At 59.1% G+C, this 20,432-nt stretch carries 14 protein-coding genes; 9 read left to right on the forward strand and 5 right to left on the reverse strand.

All coding sequences use genetic code 11. From position 1 onward, the window contains the following. Positions 1-127: 127 nt before the first annotated feature. From C811_RS16805 to C811_RS04905, 4 genes are all read left to right on the forward strand, one after another. Positions 128-2,887, forward strand: a complete 2,760-nt coding sequence (locus tag C811_RS16805; RefSeq protein ID WP_016308373.1) for a PASTA domain-containing protein — start codon at positions 128-130, stop codon at positions 2,885-2,887. 63 nt (positions 2,888-2,950) lie between these two features. Next, a complete protein-coding gene (locus C811_RS04895; RefSeq protein WP_016308374.1) occupies positions 2,951-4,069 on the forward strand; it encodes a glycosyltransferase family 4 protein in 1,119 nt (372 codons plus the stop codon). Between the two features lie 136 nt (positions 4,070-4,205). Next, positions 4,206-5,015: an ABC transporter permease gene (locus C811_RS04900; protein WP_016308375.1), complete on the forward strand. Its 810-nt coding sequence runs from the start codon at positions 4,206-4,208 to the stop codon at positions 5,013-5,015. Next, a complete protein-coding gene (locus C811_RS04905) occupies positions 5,005-5,802 on the forward strand; it encodes an ABC transporter ATP-binding protein (protein WP_016308376.1) in 798 nt (265 codons plus the stop codon). Before C811_RS04900 ends, C811_RS04905 begins: the two co-directional genes overlap by 11 nt. Before the next feature lie 96 nt (positions 5,803-5,898). On the opposite strand, the gene C811_RS04910 is transcribed toward C811_RS04905, so the two are convergent. Next, positions 5,899-7,032 (reverse strand): CDP-glycerol glycerophosphotransferase family protein, encoded by a 1,134-nt coding sequence (locus C811_RS04910; RefSeq protein WP_016308377.1) that lies wholly within the window; start codon positions 7,030-7,032, stop codon positions 5,899-5,901. An 83-nt stretch (positions 7,033-7,115) separates the two neighbouring features. On the opposite strand from C811_RS04910, the gene C811_RS04915 reads away from it, so the two are divergent. Next, positions 7,116-8,903 (forward strand): CDP-glycerol glycerophosphotransferase family protein, encoded by a 1,788-nt coding sequence (locus tag C811_RS04915; RefSeq protein WP_016308378.1) that lies wholly within the window; start codon positions 7,116-7,118, stop codon positions 8,901-8,903. 129 nt (positions 8,904-9,032) lie between these two features. Next, positions 9,033-10,715, forward strand: a complete 1,683-nt coding sequence (locus C811_RS0102640; RefSeq protein WP_022926360.1) for a right-handed parallel beta-helix repeat-containing protein — start codon at positions 9,033-9,035, stop codon at positions 10,713-10,715. A gap of 31 nt (positions 10,716-10,746) precedes the next feature. On the opposite strand, the gene C811_RS04920 is transcribed toward C811_RS0102640, so the two are convergent. Together C811_RS04920 and C811_RS04925 are read right to left on the reverse strand one after the other, a co-directional pair. Beyond that, the gene (locus C811_RS04920) at positions 10,747-11,979 is read right to left on the reverse strand and encodes a DHHW family protein (protein WP_016308380.1); all 1,233 of its coding nucleotides are present in this window, start codon (positions 11,977-11,979) and stop codon (positions 10,747-10,749) included. A gap of 9 nt (positions 11,980-11,988) precedes the next feature. Beyond that, positions 11,989-13,542: an MBOAT family O-acyltransferase gene (locus C811_RS04925; protein WP_016308381.1), complete on the reverse strand. Its 1,554-nt coding sequence runs from the start codon at positions 13,540-13,542 to the stop codon at positions 11,989-11,991. A 266-nt stretch (positions 13,543-13,808) separates the two neighbouring features. Here C811_RS04925 and C811_RS04930 point away from each other — a divergent pair, with 266 nt between their 5' ends. The 3 genes from C811_RS04930 (at position 13,809) to C811_RS04940 (ending at position 17,156) form a co-directional block, all read left to right on the forward strand. After that, positions 13,809-15,692 (forward strand): right-handed parallel beta-helix repeat-containing protein, encoded by a 1,884-nt coding sequence (locus C811_RS04930; protein ID WP_016308382.1) that lies wholly within the window; start codon positions 13,809-13,811, stop codon positions 15,690-15,692. 97 nt (positions 15,693-15,789) lie between these two features. Continuing rightward, on the forward strand, positions 15,790-16,311 hold the full coding sequence (locus C811_RS04935) for a helix-turn-helix domain-containing protein (RefSeq protein ID WP_016308383.1): 522 nt from the start codon (positions 15,790-15,792) through the stop codon (positions 16,309-16,311). Then, on the forward strand, positions 16,254-17,156 hold the full coding sequence (locus C811_RS04940; protein WP_156997038.1) for an IS3 family transposase: 903 nt from the start codon (positions 16,254-16,256) through the stop codon (positions 17,154-17,156). Before C811_RS04935 ends, C811_RS04940 begins: the two co-directional genes overlap by 58 nt. Positions 17,157-17,264: 108 nt before the next feature. Here the strand turns inward: C811_RS04940 and C811_RS04945 are convergent, their stop codons facing one another. Both C811_RS04945 and C811_RS04950 read right to left on the reverse strand, forming a co-directional pair. Then, on the reverse strand, positions 17,265-18,923 hold the full coding sequence (locus tag C811_RS04945) for a polysaccharide pyruvyl transferase family protein (protein ID WP_016308385.1): 1,659 nt from the start codon (positions 18,921-18,923) through the stop codon (positions 17,265-17,267). A 27-nt stretch (positions 18,924-18,950) separates the two neighbouring features. Beyond that, entirely contained in the window at positions 18,951-20,297 is a 1,347-nt protein-coding gene (locus C811_RS04950; protein ID WP_016308386.1) for a polysaccharide pyruvyl transferase family protein, read from the reverse strand. Positions 20,298-20,432: the final 135 nt, after the last annotated feature.

Consider the following 20,432-nt stretch of genomic DNA (forward strand, 5'->3'; position numbering starts at 1 on the left):
CCGTTCGCTAGACAGCGAGATCAGTCGCGTTATAATGCGGGTTTCAAGGCATCTTTTTGTCTTGGGTTCGCGCACCCAAATGCGGGGTGGGCGATGTTAAAGGGAGATGAGAAACAAAGGAGGCACCATGACCTCACCGAAGAACGCAGTCTCGCTTCTGACGGCTGCTGCCTTGGTCGTTGCCCCTGTGGGCGGCGTTGCCGCGACATACGATACCGGTTATGCCGACGATGGCGGCGACAAGGGCAAGGACGAGGACGGTAGCCTTGCCATCCCCGATAGTGCCGAGCAGGCCATCGAGTGGATCCAGAGCGGCAAGCTCACCAAGGAGGCGGCGCTGGACAAGGCGTGGGCCGACGGCAAGATCGCCGATGTGGATATCGACAATCTGCGCCAGTACCTGAAGGACTACCTCGCCGCCGTGGCAGAGGCCAAGGCCCAGGCAGAGGCCGAGGCGGCCCGCCAGGCCGAGCGCGAGGCGGCCGAGAAGGCTGCTGCCGAAGCTGAGGCGAAGGCTGAAGCGGAGCGCGAGGCCGCCGAGAAGGCCGAAGCCGAGGCGCAGAAGAAGGCCGAGGCCGAGAAGGCGGCGGCCGAAGAGGCTGCCAAGGCCGAGGCTGCGGGCGCCGACGACGACGCCGAGGCGGCCGAAGCTGACGATGCGGCCGGCGCCGACGCCTCCGATTCTACCGGAGCGGGGGACGGGGCCGTCTCCGACGAGGCGAGCGGTCCTGCGACCGATGGTGATGCCGCCGGGGCCGATAAGCCGCCGGCTCCCGATGCGACGATTCCCGAGCCGCCGAAGGGCGAGGAGGAGAAGCCCGCCGAGCCGGTGGCCGATATCGAGGTTCCCGACATTACCGGTCTTTCGGCCGACGAGGCGCGCCAGGTGCTGGAGGAGAAGGGCCTCAAGCTCTCCGACGGCGAGCCGGCCCATGCCTTCCACGACACGGTGAAGCGGGGCGGCGTCATCAGCCAGTCCCCGGCGGCCGGTGCGAAGGTGGCCGCGGGCACGGCAGTCGACATTCTGGAGATCTCCGACGGTCCGGCGCAGTTCGCCATGCCCGATCTTACCGGCATGACGGTGGACGCTGCCATGGAGAAGATCCAGGAGGTGGGCCTCACTGTTTCCGACGAGGCTCCGGAGCACGAGTACAGCGACACCGTGGCCAAAGGCGATGTCATCCGCACCACGCCCGCTGCCGGCGAGGTGATTCCGGCTGGTTCCGCCGTGAGGTTCGTCATCTCCGATGGCGCGAAGCCGGCCGACCCGAAGCCGCCCGTCACGCCCGAGAAGCCCGATCCGGCGCCACAGCCCACGCCCACCCCCGAGCCGGAGCAACCGGCCAAGCCGAGCGAGCCGGTGGACACCGACAATCCGGTGGACAGCGGTCAGCAGAAGCCCAAGCCCGATGGCGCGGGCGGCAACACCCAGGGCAGCCACGCGGCGGCGGTGAACAAGGGCAATGCGCAGACGCCCCTCAAGCAGGTGGCCGTGAAGGTGCCCTCCATCAGCTTCACGCACATGGATAACTCCTCCTATGTGGCGCGCCACTACAGCGAGGACCTCACCACCGAGAAGTTCATCTCGCTGGTGGGCGAGTCGGCCCGCTCCATTGCCGCCGACAACGACCTGTACGCCTCGGTGATGATCGCCCAGGCTATTCTTGAATCGGCCTCGGGAAATTCCACCTTGGCTCAGGCCCCGAACAACAACTTGTTCGGCATCAAGGGCACCTACAAGGGCCAAAGCGTGCAGCTTCCCACCAAGGAGGACGACGGATCGGGCAGCACCTATTCCATCAACGCCGACTTCCGCCAGTACGATACGGTGGAAGAGTCATTGTCCGACTACGCCGACCTGCTCAGCAACTCCATGGGCGACTTCTACGCCGGCGCGCGCAAGTCGAACACCGATTCGTTCGTGGATGCGTGCGACTTCCTCGTGGGCCGTTATGCCACCGATATCTTCTACTCCGAGAAGCTGCAGGATCTCATCGAGACCTACGACCTCACGCGCTTCGACGTGCCGCTGACCTACGAGATGACCGAGACCTTCGTGCTTCCGGTGAAGGACGAGGTCACCGGGCTCGACTTGGTGCTCGATCCCGAGGCCGACAAGGAAGCCTACGATGCGCTCGTGGAAGAGTACCGCGCCTATGTGGACGCCAACCAGGAGTACCAGGCCTCGCTGCGCGAGTGGGAGGCGCAGATGGCCGCGGCCGAGGAGCTCTACCATGTGCCGGTGTATCTGGAGAAGCCCTCGGCGCCAACGGCCGACACGCCCATGCAGCAGCATCAGAACGAGATCGATGCGGCCCGCTTCGAGGGCTTCGAGGAGCTCATCGAGAACCGCGAGCCGCTGCCGGTGCGCGAGGCGCGCGATCTGAACGACCTCACCACGTTGGCCACCTCCTTTTTGGGCGTGCCGTACCTGTGGGGCGGCACCACCCCGAACGGCTTCGACTGCTCGGGTCTGGTGCAGTACTGCTATCGCGAGGTGTTCAACATCGAGCTGCCCCGCACCACGTACTACCAGTGCGAGGTGGGCGTCGAGGTGCCCTTCGAGGAGTTGCTTCCGGGCGACTTGCTCTTCTTCGACGACGGGGGAGATGTGCACCATGTGGCCATGTACCTCGGCGACGGCTACTATGTGGAGGCCCCGCACACCGGTGACGTTGTGAAGATCACGGCCATGAACGACAAACTGCCCGACTTCGCCAAGCGCGTGGTGGAGGCTCGCGACATCGACCTGTCGGAGTACAGCGACGAGCAGCTGGCCATGTTCGTGGAGCGCGAGAAGTACCTGCAGGAGCGCGAGCAGCGCCTGGGCGTGTCGGACGAGGCCCTGGAGGAGCTCACCGAATGGCTGCAAGGTCTTGAGTTCTAGGGCGCGTAGCCTCGGTTCTCGTTTATACTAGACCACGTGGGAGTTACATTACGACATTTAATCGTGCTGGGCCTGATTGCCTTCGCCGTGACGTACATCTGCGTCCCGTTGGCAAGAAGGCTCGCACTGCGTTTGGACGCGGTGGACTATCCGAGTGAGCGACGGGTGAACAAGCGCCCGACGCCGCGGATGGGCGGCATCGCCATGGCCTGCGGCATCTTCGCGGCTATTATCGTGGAGGTGCTCGGCGAGTACTTCTTCGGTTGGGCCGGATTCTACATCACCGGCGACAACCGCGGCATTAACCATCTGGGCGTCATGGTAGGCCTGCTCGTCATCGTGCTCATCGGCGCGATGGACGACGTGTACTCGCTGAAGCCGGGAGTGAAGCTGGCCGGCCAGGCGCTCGGCTCGACGATCATCGCCGCTTCCGGCTGCCTGCTCTCCAGCATCGCGAACCCCTTCGGTGCCGGCTTCGTCGAATTCGGCTGGTTTGCCTACCCGCTCACGGTGCTCTACCTCGTGTGCTTCATGAACGTGATGAACCTTATCGACGGTTTGGACGGCTTGGCGGCGGGCATTGCAGCTATCGCGGCGTTCTTCCTCTTCGTTATCGCCTGCGACAAGGCGCTGGAGGAAACGGCCATGCTCTCCATCGTGCTGCTGGGGGCCACGCTGGCGTTTCTGCGCTACAACTTCGCGCCGGCCAGCATTTTCATGGGCGATTCCGGCTCGCTGATGCTGGGGGCCATGATCGGCATCATCTCGCTCATGGGCGTCATGCGCTCGCCTACGGTCATCGTTATGGCGGTGCCCATCGTGATCGCGGCCATTCCCATTGCCGACACCGGGGCGGCCATCGTGCGCCGTCTGTACCACCATCAGCCTATCCAGCAGGCCGACCGCAAGCACCTGCATCACATGCTGCTGCGCAAAGGCTACGGCGTGCGCAAATCGGTGGTCATCGTGTACGCCTGGACGGTGGTGCTGGGCGTGGGGGCGTTCCTCATGTCGCACTCCCACGGCGTGGCCGTGTTCATGGTTCTCGGCGGTCTCATGATCATCTCGTTCTTCATTCTGTGGAAGCTCGGCATGTTCGACAAGGTGCTGCGCCACCACTACCATGGCCGTCACCTGCGCCAGGAGGACAAGCCCCGCTGGTACGGCAAGCACGGGCGTTGAAGCGCCGCCCTTGCCGGGGCGACGGCTCTGCGGCGTCTGGCGCGCCGCTGGCGTAGCGGCCCTGTGCAAATCCTGCGGTATCGATGGGGGAATGGTAAAATAGAACCTCGCCTATTCGCTTGGAGAATCGAGGATCGTGTCAACACTGCTGAACATCATCCGCTCCCAATGGGAACGCCGCGAGCAGATTTTCACTCTGGCCATGTTCGACCTGCGCAAGCAGGGGCGTGGCACGGTGCTCGGACCTGTCTGGCTGTTCGCGAAACCGGTCGTCTACATCGCGGTATTCTGGTTCGCCCTTGAAATCGGTCTGCGCTCGGGATCGGGAAGCTCCAACGGCGCCCCGTATCTGCTGTGGCTCATGGGCGGCTTGGTTCCCTGGTTCTATATCCAGACCATGCTCGGCACCGGCTGCAGCGTGCTGGGCCGCTTCAAGTACCTGGTCAACAAGATCAAGTTTCCCATCGCGGGTATTCCCACCATTTTCGCCTTGGCGGAAATGGTCATCCATCTCGGTATGGTGCTGCTCCTTCTCGTGGTGTACTTCCTGTTCGGGCAGCCGCTCGACGCCTACCTCCTGCAGATTCCCGTGGCCATCGTGCTCATGTTCGTGTTTTTCTACATGTTCTCGTTCACTGCGAGCTTGCTCTCGGCTGTGAGCAAAGACTTCAAGAACCTCATCACGACGCTCTCGACGCCTCTGTTCTGGCTCTCGGGCATTATCTTCAACGTGTACGACCTGGGCATTCAGTGGCTTCAGGTCATTCTCATGTTCAATCCCATCACGTTCATCGCCACGTTGTTCCGCTATGCGGTGTACGACAAGATGTGGATCTGGGAAAACCCCATGGCTATCATCGGTTTTGCGGTGGTCTTCATTGCCATGATGGTCGCCATGGTGGTCGTGTACAAGCGCACCTACGAGGAGGTGCCCGATGTCATCTAACGAGACGGCGCCGACGTCTGAGCAGATAGCGGCCGACGCACGCCAGGCGGCCGTATCCGACGAGATCGCCATCGAATTCGATCACGTGACGAAGACCTACAAGCTGTACAAGGATGACAAGCAGCGCTTCGCCAGCATCTTCTGGGGCAAGAAGAAGCGCGAGCTGGTGGCCTCCATCAACGCCAACGACGATCTGTCCTTCCGTATTCGCAAGGGCGAGGCGGTGGCATTCCTGGGATCCAACGGCGCGGGCAAGTCCACGGCGCTGAAGATGGTGACCGGAGTGGCCTATCCCACCAAGGGCACGGTCACGGTAAACGGGCACGTGAGCGCCCTGCTCGAGTTGACGGCTGGCTTCGATAAGTCGCTGACGGGCCGCGAGAACATCTATCTGCGCGGCCAGGCCCTCGGGTTCACCAAAGAGCAGCTGGAGGAGCTGGTGCCGAAAACGGTGGAGTTCGCCGATCTGGGCGTGTACATCGACCAGCCCATCCGCATGTACTCATCGGGTATGAAGGCTCGTCTGGGCTTCGGATTCGCCGTGTCCTCCGATCCGGAGATTCTCGTGGTAGATGAGGCGCTGGCCGTGGGCGATAAGAAGTTCCGCGAGAAGTGCTATGCCCGGGTGCGCGAGATCATGGAAGACGAGAAGGTGACCGTGCTGTTCGTGACCCACTCGTCGAGCGCGGCCGAGGAGTTCTGCCAGCGCGGCATCGTGCTCGACCACGGTCGCAAACTCTTCGACGGCACTATCGAGGAAGCCTCGGCGTTCTACGAGGCGATGTAAGAGGCGCGCGTCGTCTGCGGTTGGAATGTGAATCGGAAGCGGCCTTAGGGTCGCTTCTCTCGTTGAGGGCCGGGATTACCGTTGCGGGCGTTTGCCTTAGGAGAGCGAATCGCGCTCGGCGAAGGCGATGAGGCGCCGGCACATCTGCTCGGTGCAGGTGCCCTCGGCGGGCAGGGTAACATTGCGGGCCATGAAACGGGCGTAGGCGTCGTGGTCGAACGAGCCCTCGTCGATGGCGGCTATGATGGTCGCGGCATCGTCGGTGAACAGCGTGGGCACTTCATGGGAGATATCGAAGTTGAAGCCGCGCTTCTCGTTGTAGGTGTCCCAGTCGTAGGCGTACAGGTACACGGGCACGCCCAGCAGCCCTGCTTCGTAGATGACCGTGGAATAGTCGCTGATAACGTAGTCGGCCGCGTACAGGGCATCGGGGCTGGTGCCCGCAATGGTGATGACGCGGGGGTCGTCGAAGATAAGGCGGCTTAAGGGGTGGGGCTTGAACACGAAGTGATAGCGGTCGAAGTCCACGGCTGCCAGCAGGCGCTCCATGGCTTCATGTTGATTTGCGGGCACGTCCTTGCGATAGGTGGGGCAGTACACGATAACAGGCCGTCCGTCGGCCAGAGCCGGATAGGCCTCCCGCACGGCCCGGCGCTGCCGCTCTCGATGGACGGGGTCGCGGAACAGATCGACGCGGGGCAGCGGTGCCTCGAAGATGATGGCGGGATCCACGTTGAAACCGGCGGCGAACTGCTCGCGGAAGTCCATCGACGAGATGGCCACGGCGTCATAGCCGGTGTGCATGCGGGTGAGCTCCATTACCTCGGAGGAGTGGCCCTCAGGCGTGTCGACGACGGTGTAGCCGAACTTCTTCATGTTTCCCACAGCGTGCCAGATTTGGATAACCGGCGCTGCGATGCGGTCGCCGAGCAGCGATACAACGATGCAGATGCGCTCAATGACCACCGCGCGGCTCGTGGCGATGTAATAGGTCTCCCGCAGCATCTCGAAGAGGTAGCTGAGGGGATTGACGGTGGGCTTGGCGAGCACGGTCACTTCCCACGACGGCTCATGCTCGGCAAGCCAAGTGCGGATGAGCGTAAAGTCGAGAGGGGCGGCGTTGTCGGCGCGGGTGATGCACACGATGCGGCGGCGGGTGGGGAAGAGCCGGCACAGATAGTACACGCAGGAGAGAAAGCCCGCAGCCAGCGAGATAATGAGCCTTCGCACGTGTTGTTCCCTTCGGCTTGTCGGTACAGCGATGGTGACAATGGTATCATGATTCGCGTTATTCTTAAGATTTGGAGGACTGCGTGAGCATTATCGTCGAGGACATCTCCTGGAACCGCGTATTTCTGAACGTGCGCTATCGGGCTACCGAAGGCGAGACGCTGAAGCTGTATCGCATCAGGCAGGAGGCCTTCATCGAGTTTCGCGAGCAGGGGCGCGAGGGCGATGTGGTGTGGGCGCAGCTGAACCTGGCCGATGCGGGCCATCGCGAGCCTCCGGAGGCCGGCGAGTGGATTTTCTGCTGTCAGCTGAGCGAGCGGGAGGCTACCCTTGCGTGGGCGACCGCTCATGCACCCTATTTGATCCGGCTCGCGCGCAAGCGCCTGTGGAACGAGCTGCCGAAGCGCAAGCAGCGCCGTGCCCGCGAGGTGGAGATCACCTTCGACGACTACTCCTTCACCGACGCCGAGATCGACGCCGAGATCGCGCGTCACCCTTTCGCCACCCATGATGTCGCCTACGACCCCGCGCTGTTCGGCGACTTGCAGAGTCTCTCGCGGGTGTTCCGCTATTTCGGCGGCCGCTATGCGGTGGCGGCGTCTATTCTGCCGCGCACCGATGCCACCGATTTCCCCTTCGTGGTGCTGGCGGTGGACTTCTTCATCAAGAACTACCATCCGCGTATCCGCCGCGTGAGCCGCGTGTTCTTCGAGAAGCAGTGCTTCATCGCGTTCCACAAGGTCATGCGCTTGCTGTTCCCAAAGCACGGAAACCGGGTGCTCTTCCTGAAGACCAACGGCGACGAGCCCACCGACAACATGGCGGCCATTCGCGACCGCATGATCGAGCGTGGTCTGGACGGACAGTTCAAGATCGCCGAGCGCTACCGCAACACGCTGGAGGGGCATCAGAACGTGTTCTCGTGGTGCCGTGACATCATCCAAATTGCCAAGAGCGATTACGTGTTCATCGACGACTACTGCCCGGTGTTCAACTTTCTCGACCCGGGTGATAAGGCGGTGCTCACTCAGGTATGGCATGCCGGCGTGGGCTTCAAGTCGGTAGGCTACGCCCGCTTCGGCATTACCGGCTCGCCCGATCCCTACCAGTCGGGTCACCGCCGCTACGACTACGCGCTGGTGGGCAACGAGCATTTGCGCGAGATATACTCGGAGGTGTTCGGCATCGAGCCGGAGGCTCTGCTGGCCACCGGTATGCCGCGCTTGGACCACTTCCTGGAGGAAGACCGCGGCCGCGCTATTCGCGCCGAGCTCGTCGAGCGTTTCCCCTGGATGGAGAAGGGGCGCGTCATCGTGTTTGCGCCCACGTTCCGCGGCACAGGGCAGAGGACGGCGTTCTACCCCTATGGCACCTATCTGGACATGAAGGCGCTCTACGAGATGTGCGAGCGCACCAATTCCTACTTCGTGTTCGAGATGCACCACTTCATCGAGGAGCGTCCGGTCATCCCCGAGAAGTATCGGGACCGCCTGATCGACCTGTCTGACGAGAATCTCAACCACTTGTACTTCGTGGCCGATGTGCTCGTGACCGACTACTCGTCGTGTTTCTACGACTACCTGCTGCTGGAGAAGCCCGTGGTGTTCTACGTGCCCGACAAGGACGTCTACCAGGCAACCCGCGGGGTGCAGCGCACGGTGGACGAGCTGGCGCCGGGCGTGGTGTGCGAGACCATGGACGATTTCGTGCGCGTGCTGGAGACCGAGGCCTATGCGGAGGTGGAGCCCGACCCGTCGGTGCTCGATCGATGCCTGGAGCGCTCGGGGCTGGCGAGCGACCGCGCTATCGACACCATTTTGCTCGGACGAGACGTGCCGGGCGTGAAGATGGCGTCGAAGGGTCGCGGCTAGCAGGCGCCGAGGGATGCAAAACGGTTTGCTTGTAGAAGAACCTGCCGAAACCTCGAACGTCAATCCTTTTATTGATCTGGGAAAACGTGCTATAATGGCACGAATTATTGACGCAGCGAAAGGGGTTTGATGCGCAGGTTCTCGATGGTTGCCGCAGCTGCGGCCCTCGCCATGATCGGCGTGCTCGTCTCTGTATCGCCGGCTTTTGCCGAGACGGTCTTGGAGGTGACGCCTTCGCAGGACGATCCTCGCTACGACATTCAGGTCAAATTGAACAAGGCGCATAAATATGCCACCGACGACAACCCCTACGTTATCAAGGTGGCGCCAGGCTCTTACACCATCAGTCGCACTTTGCGGCTTTACAGCAACACGACGCTTTGGCTTGAGGGGGTGACCTTGCGGCTTGATCCCGCGGCTGTTTCGAACATGATCCGCATCGGCGATACGCCCACTGATAATGCGACAGGCTATTACTATCGGAATATCAAAGTGGTAGGTGGCGATTTGGACAATACGGGCCACTCGAACACCTGCATCAAGATAGCCCATGCCAAGAATGTGAGCTTTGAGGGTGTCGTAGCACACAATGCCCGCAACGGGCACTTGATGGAGGTCGCGGGTGTGGCGGGTTTGACCATTAGCGGCTGCGAGTTCCGTGATCAGGTGCAAACGGCCGGTGCGGCTATTCCGGAAGCGGTGCAGATCGATGTGCTCAACCAGAAGCACATGCCAACTTATCGCTCCGAGGACTTGCCTACCAAAAACGTGACCATTGCGAACTGTATATTTTCCAATGTGCCTCGCGGCATCGGCTCCCATACAGCGGTGATGAACCGCTATACAAAAAACGTAGTCATCAAGAACAACACGTTCATGAATCTGAGTAGTGACGCTATCCGCCTCATGAACTACTACAATTGCCGCATTGAGGGGAACGTGATCAAGAATGCGCCACGCGGCATCGCAGTGTACATGGGTCATGCGAAGGGCCTGTACTTCGGATCGTCGCTCGCAAAGGAAGGCGGTCTGACTACCACGACTTCCAATGTGTACAAGGCTCCACCTAAGAACCAGCGTATTGTCATCAAGAACAACACCATTGTCACCGGGGGCGCCGACTGCTATACCGGGGGCGCCAACGAGGGTGTTTTCCTGTGCGGTTACAGCTTTAGCCGCAAGTTGACGAAGACCGTGGAACGCGATGCTATTCCCAAGGGGAACTACTACGCTAGCGGCATTAAGGTGACCAACAATACGATCAAGACGCGCGGCCACGGTATCCGGCTCGACGATGCCCGCAACTGCACGGTCAAGGGCAACAAGATCACGTTTGTCGGCAACCGCTCGGCCAAGGCCAACTACCACGGCATCTACCTGCTCAGCGGAAGCAATCGCAACACCATTGCCAGTAACAAGATCGTGAAGGCTCGCGCCCACGGCATCTTCGTCGCATCGAAGTCGAAGAACAATGTGGTGAAGGGCAACACCATCTCGGCGCCGGGGCGGTACGGCATCAGCGTGCAGAGCGCCCAGGCAAAGACTATCTCCAAAAACACTATCACGAAATCGGGGTCTCACGGTATTGTCGTGCTGGCTGCTAAGGGGTCTATGTTCATTTCGTCGAATAAGGTATCCCAAAGCAAGAAATACGCTGCTCTCGTCGATGGTAAGAGCAAGACCTATCGAATCGTGTTCAAGGCTAACAAGCTCTTCGCCAAGAAGAAGGCCTATTCAGTTGTGAGGGTCGAGTCGGGCCGTGTGGGGGTTTCGGGTAGTAAGAAGATGGTGGTGACGAGGAAGGCGAAATAGCGGGGGCAGATCACTCTCGATCTGCCTTTCGTTACTTCGTCGTTGCGATGACGTCGCTGCGGCTGAGAGCCGTGGAGTTGAAGAGGAAGACTACGTCATCGAAACCGCCGTAGGCCTCGATGATTTCCGAGACGGTGGTTCCATCGTTACCGGCCGTGTCACGTGGATCGAACACTACGGTGGTCTGGAAGTGGCTTGCCAGCAAACGTTCGATGCAATCGGTGAATGAGTCGCCGACGAGAAGTAGCTTGCTCTGGTCGTGCTTTTCCGGATTGGTGATCTGGATTTGCGCGTATTCATGGTGGAACCGGTTGGAGTAGCGGCTGGAGAACTTCACGTCGGCCTTCTTGTCCGTATCGTGTACGAGGCTATCCATGCTCTTTTCTTTGCCGTTGATCTTCACGCCGTAATCCGGGAGATCGAATCCGTAGTCATAGAGAACCTCAGACTCGCCGTCGAAGAGTCCATCGCGGGCATAAGCGCCGTAGAAGAGGGGACTCTCATAGACCACACCGCCCTTCTCCACGATCTCATCTCCGAAACCGAGGGCCTCGGCAATGGCCTTGTACCCCTCATAGGCGCCATCCATATTCCAATGGTGATCGGTACGGTAGAACCATTTGAGGCGTGTCTCGTAATCAGAGGGATAGTCGATGACCACCGAGTCACGAGTTGCGCCTGAGAGGATCTCCTTGACATCATCTTGTCCGATGGCATCGGGAACGAGGGCGGTGAGGGGCGAGTTGTCCACGTAGTTGGCCCGCGGGGGCGACATAACGAAAAAATTCGTCTGGGGATACGATCCGGCGAGGCCCTCGAAGTTCCGCGCAAAGGACTCGAGTTTTTTGCGCAGTTCGGGGGTATCTTGAGCGGGTATATCGGAAAGCGTGCCGTCTTCGCTGTTATAGACGATGTCCGAGTCGAAGAAAGTAGGATAGGCCTTGTAACCGAGGGGAAGGGCTGCAGTGCTGATCACCGAGCCCTGCAGGCGGGCGTTCAGCACCAGGGCGCTTTCGCGGAAGGGAAGGTTGTCGGCCAGGTAGCCCTCGCATTGATCCTGGAAGTCGCCAGACTGGAAGGAGGAGAGGCTGGGTTTGGGCATCTTAGTGTAGGTGCGTCCCTCAAGGGCGGTCTTCTTCTGTCCGATGCCGGTCCACGTAGGAAAATCAATTCCCATGTGCAAAAGGGCCTCGGTGCCGATGACGCTGAGGAGCACGGCTGAAAAGAGGACGATCGTGAGTGTATTGGCAATCTTGTGCTGCATGGTGCGTCCTTAGAATCGGAAATAGATGAAGGGGTTGAAGGATCCGGAGATAACTGAAATGACCGAGAGGCAGAGCATGGTAAGGCATGCGATGTCCGTTAGTGTAAAAACGGCGCGTACGGTGAGGGAGCGCTGTTTGGAGGGGTATGCGTCTGCCACTTCTCCGAGCCAAGCCTCGTTGTCGCACTGGAGATCGGACACCTTGCATTTTTGGGCAGCTAGCCCCGTCTGCACAACATTTGTTGCAGGGCGACGGCACGCCCAGGCAACGAGGCATTCGCGCAGCTGGGGCACGAGAGGAGTGGAGGCAAGTACACAGGGAATGAGCAGCGGCCAGTACTCCCATGCGCCAAGCGCCCAGAGGCTCGATGATCCCGTGAAGCCAAAGGCGCCGAACATGGCGGCGACATACTCGGTAAATACCGCGGGATCCTCAATCCAGAAGATGAGCCAGCCGAACATGAATACGGCAATGCACCAAAGGCGTCGGATGGCCGATGGTAGACGGTCAAGTGCCTTGAGCAGGAACAACTTCTCGCATATGAGCAGGGCGCCGTAGTATAGGCCCCACAGCAGGAAATTCCAGGCTGCCCCGTGCCAGATGCCCGTGAGTCCCCAGACAACCGCGATGTTGAACACCCAGCGACCTTGGGAGCTGCGATTTCCTCCGAGGGGAATGTACACATAGTCGCGGAAGAAGCCGCCAAGCGTCATGTGCCACCGCCGCCAGAATTCCGTGGCGCTGTGGGATATATAGGGATAGTTGAAGTTTCGAGGGTAGTTGAAGCCCATCATCTTTCCCATGCCGATAGCCATATCGGAATAGCCCCCGAAGTCGAAGAATATCTGGAACGAATAGGCCGCTAGTCCTGCCCAGGCGCCGATAGCTCCGATGGAGGCGCCTCCGGAAGAGAGCATGTCGGTGGCCAGGATGGCCACGGTGTTGGCGAGAAGGACCTTCTTGCCAAGTCCGATGCAGAACAGGCGGATTCCCGCGCAGAAGCCCGCAAGGGTGACATGGCGGTCATCTATCTGGTCCTCGATATCCGAATATCGGACGATGGGGCCAGCGACAAGCTGGGGGAACATGGCGATGTACATGCCGAGATAAAGGGGGTTCTTCTGGGCGCAGGTGTCTTTGCGGTAGACGTCGATGACGTAGGACACGGCCTGCAACGTGTAGAAGGAGATGCCGATGGGCAGCGGCAGCTCATAATCGGGGATGAGGTTTGCTCCCAGCAGCGCGTTAATATTCTCTGCAATAAAGCCCTCGTATTTGAAAAAGCCCAGAATGCCCAGGTCGATCACGAGGGTTGCTGCTAGGATGAGCTTGCGTGTCGCAGCACCTTCGCAGCGAGAGGAAGAGAGCGCTACGCCGCCGGCCCAGTTGATCGTCATGGAGAATACCATGAGCCAAATGTAGACGGGCTCTCCCCAGGCGTAGAAGAGAAGCGAGGCAAGAAGGAGCACGACGTTTTTGGCCGGCCTCCAGGGGATAACGAAGTAAGCGATGAGGAACAGGGGTAGGAAGGCCAGCAGGAACGTGGCGCTTGAGAATATCAACTCAGTCTCCTAGCAGTTCTGGTTGGGGCGAAGCCATCATGAAGGACAACTTGCCCATTATACGTTACGCAGCTTGGTGTGCGAGTTGCGCTTTGGTGTCTGATGAAAAACTATGGTGATCCTCCGCCGATGCCGCCGTCTGGCGATAATTGCCATCGCTCCAGATGGTAAAGGGATTCGTCAGGATATTGACGAGAGGCCAATATGGAATAGCTATCCGGCGCATGTTAGAATTCTCATGGATTCGTTTACGAGAGGAGAAAGACATGGGAGTACTTGCAAAGCGTGTTTCGGTTTTCGCGCTGGGCGCTATGGCGGCCTGTTGCCTGCTCGCCACAGCTCCTGCTCTGGCCTTCGCCGATTCGGTGACGGTCAACATGGCAAGCGACCGCAACGCCGCGCGAGCGATTCAGGCCGAGCTGGATAAGGCTGCCAGCAAGGGTACGGCAGCCAATCCGTACGTCGTTACGGTGCCCAGGGGCACCTATGCGCTCGATCGGAGCCTTAAACTGAATAGCAATACCACCCTCAATCTCGCTGGCGTTACCTTCAAGTTGAATGCCAATGCCGGTTGCAACATGCTTCGTGTGGGCGAGAGCGACGACAGGAAGACGGGCTACTACTATCAGAATATTGTCGTGAATGGCGGTGTGTTTGACGGCAACAAGACGAATAGCACCGTCATGAAGGCGGCCCATGCCAAAAACGTCGCCTTCAACAACGTCGTCTTCAAGAATGCTCGGGACTCTCACCTTGTGGAGGTGGCCGGCATCGACGGCCTGCGTTTTATCGGCTGTACGTTCCAGGATCAGACGCGCAACAATGCGAGCGCCGCCAAGGCCATGAGCCCCGAGGCACTGCAGATCGACATTCTGAACAAGACCCACTTCCCGACCTACCGTGCCGAGGATCTGACGATGAAGAACGTCGTTGTCGATCGCTGCACGTTCAGGAATGTGCCGCGAGGTGTGGGAAGCCATACGGGCGTGTACAACAATCCCATGGACAACATCGCGGTCACCAACTGTACGTTCACGGGCATTGATACCGTTGCCATTGAGTTCTACAACACGGTCAATCTGAAGATTACCGGCAACACGATCAATAGTGCTCCTCGCGGCATCGCCGTCAACTCCATCGGAGAGCAGGGCATGTTCTTCTCGAAGAGCATTGCTGCCGAGGGCAAGACCTCTTCGCGCTATTCCAGCGGCTTTGTGAAGCCCTCTCGGAACCAGAACATCGTTATTTCGGATAACACGATCATCTCTAAGGGCAAGGATCCTCATAGCGGCTTTGAGAACGAGGCTATTGTGGTCAAGGGTACTTACCTGACCAAGGCAATGAAGAAGACGAGTCAGATGGATGCCATTCCGAAGGGCGATCATTTCATTGGAGGCGTGACCGTGACCCGCAACACGATCACAACGGCTGGTCATGGCATTCGTTTCCGCGATGTGAAATACTCCACCATTGATGGCAATAAAATAACCTACACTGGCTCTCGGTCGGGCGGCGCGAACTACTACGGCGTCCAGACTATCGACCACTGTGCCGACAACGCTATCAACAAAAACACTATTGCGAAGATCAAGACCAACGGCATCTACGTGTCCGATAATTCCAAGGCGAAGACGATCAAGGGTAACAAGATTTCCTCTTCTGGAAAGTATGGCATCGCCATCGACACGAAATCCCGCGCCACGGTGATCTCGGGCAACAAGATCACTTCTCCTAAGCAGCACGGTATCTACCTGCGCAAGAGCTCCGTTGTTGCGAAGATCGACGGCAATACCATCTCCTCTCCTAAGAAGTACGGTATTTTCATCGAGTCCTCTACGGCCAATGCCATCAGCAAGAACAAGATCACAAAGCCGAAGGATTCGGGCATTTTCGTGAAGCCCACCTCCAAGGTGAAGTCGATAACCGGCAACACCATCACGAGTGGCGGCACGCGGGGCATCTCGTTCTACTCGGGGAAGATCAAAGCCACGATCTCTAAGAACGTGATTAAGAAATGCAAGGGCAACGCCATCTACATCGATGCTAAGACGAAGAAGTACAAGATTGTCGTGAAGTCCAATAAGATTGCGGGCAAGGGGGCTAAGATCGCTTCCGGTAAGGTGGCCATCTCGGGCACCAAGAAAGCCTAACGTCTCTAGGCGCTCGAACGCCGGCTGCGTGAATAGAAGGCCCCGTCGCTTTGTACTGCCTCCCATTTCTTGGACACGAGAAATGGGAGGCTTCTTTATGCCATCAGACCTTAGGATCAGATACGACGTCGATGTCCGCAGGGCCGCAGCGGAGCTCTTCGAGGAGGGCTATGGGTATCACGCGGCCGCGACCGTCCTAGCGCTTCCTCCTTCCGTTGCGAAACAATGGTGCTACAAGTTCGGCGCTGTTGGATTGGACGGATTGCTGCAGATGGGCGGACGACAGGTCAGATACACCTACGAGCAGAAGCTGGCCGCCGCGAAAGCGGTGGTCGAGGACGGCGAGAAGGTCCCCGATGCCATGGCGTCTTTCGGCATAGCCTCGAGGTCGGCGCTCCTCAAGTGGTGCAAAGCGTATCGGGAGGGCGGCGCTGAGGCGCTGAGACCGAAGCCGAAGGGCCGGCCCAGAAGAAGCAGCACGGCGAAGGAGGAGCCGACTCGCGAGCAAGAGCTCGAGGCCCGCGTCCGAAAGCTCGAGGCGGAGAACGCCTACCTAAAAAAATTGGCGGCCCTGAGGGCGGAGAAGAGCCTTCGAACCGGGAGAAGGCAGCGGCCGTAGCCGCGCTCTCAGGGCATTACCCGCTCGCTGATCTGCTGGAAGCGGCGGAGATGGCGCGATCGAGCTACTACTACGCGCTGTCGCATCCGAAGGCGCCGACCCGACCGGAGCTATGGGACGCCATAAGCGAGATATTCTCACGGACTCCCAACGGCTGCGGACATCGGCAGATCGCCATGTGCCTGCGCGCCGAGCGCGGCGCGCGCATCGCGGACAAGACGGTGTTGAAGGTCATGCACGAGATGGGGATCAGCTGCGGCATCCGCCGCGAAACCGACTATCGCAAGTACAATTCGTACAAAGGCCTCGTCGGCGAGACCTTCGAGAACGTGCTGGGGCGCGACTTCGGAGCGGAGGGCCCTTGGCAGAAGATGGGCACCGACGTCACGGAGTTCAAGCAGGCGTGGGGCAAGGCCTATCTCGCGCCGATATACGACTTCGGGAGCAAGGAGACAATAGCGTGGTCGGTGTCGAAGAGCGCGAGCATGGCCCAGCAGCACGATATCCTCGATCAGCTTTTCTCCAGGATGCCGAAGGGCGCGACGCCGATCCTGCACTCGGACATGGGCTGGCAGTACCAGCAGAGGGCCTGGGCCGAGCGGCTGAGAGAGCACGGCATCGTGCAGAGCATGTCGGGAAAGGGCAACTGCATCGACAACGGGGCTACCGAGCAGATCTTCGGTCATATCAAAGACGAGTTCTTCAAGGGTCGGAAATGGGCCACCTTCGAAGAGTTCAAGAAAGATCTGGACGCTTACATCGTTCATTGGAATACGAGGAGACGACAGGTTAAACTGAAAGGACTGACTCCGGAGGAATTCCGAAATCAGTCCTTAGCAGCTTAGTCCTTACTAATTCGTCCAGGTTTTGGGACGCAGTTCACTTGGAGGCGACGGGGCCTTCTTCTTGCCGAGGAGGTTGTTGGCCTGCGGGCCGGTGAAACGGCTTGTAAGCTATCGGTGCTTCAGCATGTGGCGGAGTTTCCTCTTGATCCGCGTGCTGAGAGTCTGCTCCCAAACGCCTTCGGCCACGGCCACATCGATGTGGCCGACGTCAACAAAGGGGAGGGCGGCACCGTCTCCCAGCAACGCGCGCGCCTTTCCGTCTTCGGCGCTTTTCTTGTCTTTGAGTTGGAGGGAACCGTCCTCCATCAGCCAGAACCAGCGGTTGTCTATCTTTACCCGCACGTTCCAGCCCTTAAAGCGCCAGCCCTTCAGGGCAAAGTGGTTCTCGGCAAGGTGGCTCTTGCCTGTGTTGGACATTTCCGCGTTTGTGGGAACAAATTCGAAAGAGCCGCTCTTCAGCTTCTTCACGACGCCCTTATCCTCGGGATAGTCCCAAGTGAACAGTTCTTTCTTGAGCTTGGTGTTGTAGAGGATGGGGTAGGTTACGCGCTTCTTGAGGGCCCGGTAGTCGATGGGCTCCTTCTCGGCGTCCTCGAGATTGTGTATGGCATTGAGGATGAAGTCCGAGGACTCCTGCCGCTTAGCCCTCAGAATGGCGCCCACCGTCTCGTAATCGATGGGCGCGAGGGGCGGATCCAGGAGATTCGTGTCTTTGTTGAACCGGCGATTCTCCAGTCCGAACTGTTTCAGGACGTTCGTCACCTTGTCTCCGTTGCGCGAGCCGACGTAGAACTCTTTTTCGAAAAGGATGCTGAAGCAGGAGGCATGAAAGGAATTGGTGAAGACCACGTCGGCGTATTTGAAGTATCCGAGCCATTCCTCGATGCCGATATCGTAGCGGTAGGTAACGTCGAGGTCCTTGTATTTCGAGAGTTTTCCCTGCGGAATGGGCCGGTCGGTGGCTTCCACAATCTTCAGGTTGTGGGCTCGGGCATAGGCGGCCGCCTGCTCAAGGGTGTCCTCGGCCTGCTCCATGACGTAGTAGACGAAAAGATATCCCCCTTCTTCGGGCTTGACGGCCATATCGTCGTAGAGCGAGCGGTCATTGAGCATGACGGGGTCGAGCACCAACGAGACGTCCTTGTCCATATGGTCCTCGATGTAGTCCTTGAGGCTCTCCTCTCGCACGCCAATGTAGTCGATGTCGCTCAGATAGCCGAAGAACTGCTCCTCGTCGTGCTCATTCTCGGCGAAGAAAACCCCGCGGCTTGCGGCGTAGGCGATCTTCTTCTTGCCCTCCATGGCCTTCGAGGCAAGGAAGAATCCCCGGTCGAAGCCCTTCTGGGGTTCCTTCTTCCAAATGACGTCGGTTACGCAAATGTAGCAGTCGAACCCAGGGTCCCTCACCTCGAGGAGATCGGAGTCGTAGCACGCGTCGGTTTTGACATAATGCTCGTCGATGAACTTCTGGAACTTGTCGTAGCGAACCTCGCGCTCGTGGTAGAGCGCCCGATAGCCGTCGCGCTTGGATCTCAGCTCGTCGATGCGATCGAGATTTCCGGTGCGTTCGCGGTGAGCGCAGAGCCGTTCGTAAAAGTCAGCCGGATGGCGTAGGTCGAAGTTGCCATAGTAGACGGGCTTGTAGTCGATGATAGTGGTTTCCACGCCATTGTCACGCAGGAATTGCTGGAATGCGAAGGTGTGGAGCGGGCAGGCGAAATTCAGCCCTTTGGTGTACATGTTGATGGAGATCAGTCCGATGTTCACAGGTGGCCTTTCGTTTGCTGGGGGCGGCTACTCGGAGGCTTGGCCATTGCGTCGAAAGCGCGCGGTGGCGTTTCGGAGTTGATCGAGCAGGGTTGTGCGCTTCTTCGGCTGCATCTCGGCCTGCCGATCAAACAGCTCGTTGTATTTGCCGTAGGCACGTCTCATCTTGCGTCGTAGCTTCTCCTCGTGCTCTTCTTTCGTTGTCCCGGCATAAGGGACAAGGATGTCGCAGAGGTTGGCCAAGGGGTAGGGCTCAATGTTCTCATCAGGAGCCAGAATGGCCTTGATCTGCCGGAAAAGGAAGTCGTAGACGCTAGCGAGGTAGGTTTCGTCTTTGGCTAGAGGGGAGAGGCTCTCGTCCGAAAGACGCCGGGCAATCTTGGCAGCTGCCTCGGTGCCGGGGTCGATGAGCCGGTCTGTTTGGTTCGTTGACTCGTAGAAGTGCCTGACCTTGTCGTTCCATATAATGCCGAGCGAGGGAACGCCGAGTGAGTAGGCGATGATGCTTGGGTGCAGTCGGCAAGAGACGATTGCCCTGTAGGAGGAGATGGCCTCGGCAAGCTTCTCGGGAGTATTCATGGCGAATACGCATTTCGAGGCAGGAATGCCGTGATTGCGGATCAGATAATCCATGAAGGCTTCATCGCCGAAGTGGCCGCTTGTGATGAACTCGTAGTCGATTCCCTGCGCATCAAGGTTGTGCGCGAGATCGGTCCAGAGTTTCGTAGCAGCGGCGCGATCGAAATCGATGCCGTTGTCGGTGAAGGCGTTCGAGCGCATGACGAAGATTCCGATCTTGTCCGTGCGCCCTGAAGCCAAAAACGGTGCGAACACCTGCTCGGAAAATACCGCGGGGTCAGCAACTTTTGCAATGGGGATCGACAGGCCGCGTGTGTAGCACTCAAGGGCCTCGAAGTCGTCGCGGGTGCTGATGGCCTTGACGCAATCGAGCGCAAGGGCATCGCGCAATTCGATGCACTTCGGATTCTCCTCGTCGTAGCCCTCGATGCCGATGGCGGAGAACAGCACGGGAGTTGCGAATTCCTCGGCGACCCGCACGGTGAGGGCGGTTCTCTCGGCGAAGATCTGGTACTGAAAGTTGAACAGTGGCGCCCCGCCGAACACGACGATATCGGCGTTTGCGATGAGCTTGCGCGCCCGTTCGCGCCCTTTGAGATCGCTGTTGTCGAGGTACTTGCGAAAAACTACGCCAGCGGCGCGGCTAACGATCTTGTACTGGTCCCGGGTGCAGCCGAGGTTTTCCATGGCTGCTTCCAGCAGGGAGATGTCGCACGCCTCAATGACCTGATCACCCAGGTTGTCTGAGTCGCGATTGGTGAGCAAGAGGATGCGGATTTTTTTGTGGGGGGCCATAGGCAGGCATTCCTTGCGATCGTGGCGGCGCCATAGTGCGTATCAAGCAATTATACCTTTTATCTTTGGATACGGCGAGAAGGATGATAGGCCATCGAGCGTCTGGTATCTTGTGGGTGAACGGTAAGGTATCGA

Origin of the sequence: Adlercreutzia caecimuris B7 (assembly GCF_000403355.2) — a bacterium.
GTDB lineage: Bacteria > Actinomycetota > Coriobacteriia > Coriobacteriales > Eggerthellaceae > Adlercreutzia > Adlercreutzia caecimuris.

What these genes read in the sequence shown, in the direction of transcription:
- C811_RS04950 (WP_016308386.1), bottom strand. Translation starts at nt 20,297, where the DNA reads ATGGCCCCCCACAAAAAAATCCGCATCCTCTTGCTCACCAATCGCGAC.
- C811_RS04905 (WP_016308376.1), top strand. Translation starts at nt 5,005, where the DNA reads ATGTCATCTAACGAGACGGCGCCGACGTCTGAGCAGATAGCGGCCGAC.
- C811_RS16805 (WP_016308373.1), top strand. Translation starts at nt 128, where the DNA reads ATGACCTCACCGAAGAACGCAGTCTCGCTTCTGACGGCTGCTGCCTTG.
- C811_RS0102640 (WP_022926360.1), top strand. Translation starts at nt 9,033, where the DNA reads ATGCGCAGGTTCTCGATGGTTGCCGCAGCTGCGGCCCTCGCCATGATC.
- C811_RS04935 (WP_016308383.1), top strand. Translation starts at nt 15,790, where the DNA reads ATGCCATCAGACCTTAGGATCAGATACGACGTCGATGTCCGCAGGGCC.
- C811_RS04920 (WP_016308380.1), bottom strand. Translation starts at nt 11,979, where the DNA reads ATGCAGCACAAGATTGCCAATACACTCACGATCGTCCTCTTTTCAGCC.
- C811_RS04930 (WP_016308382.1), top strand. Translation starts at nt 13,809, where the DNA reads ATGGGAGTACTTGCAAAGCGTGTTTCGGTTTTCGCGCTGGGCGCTATG.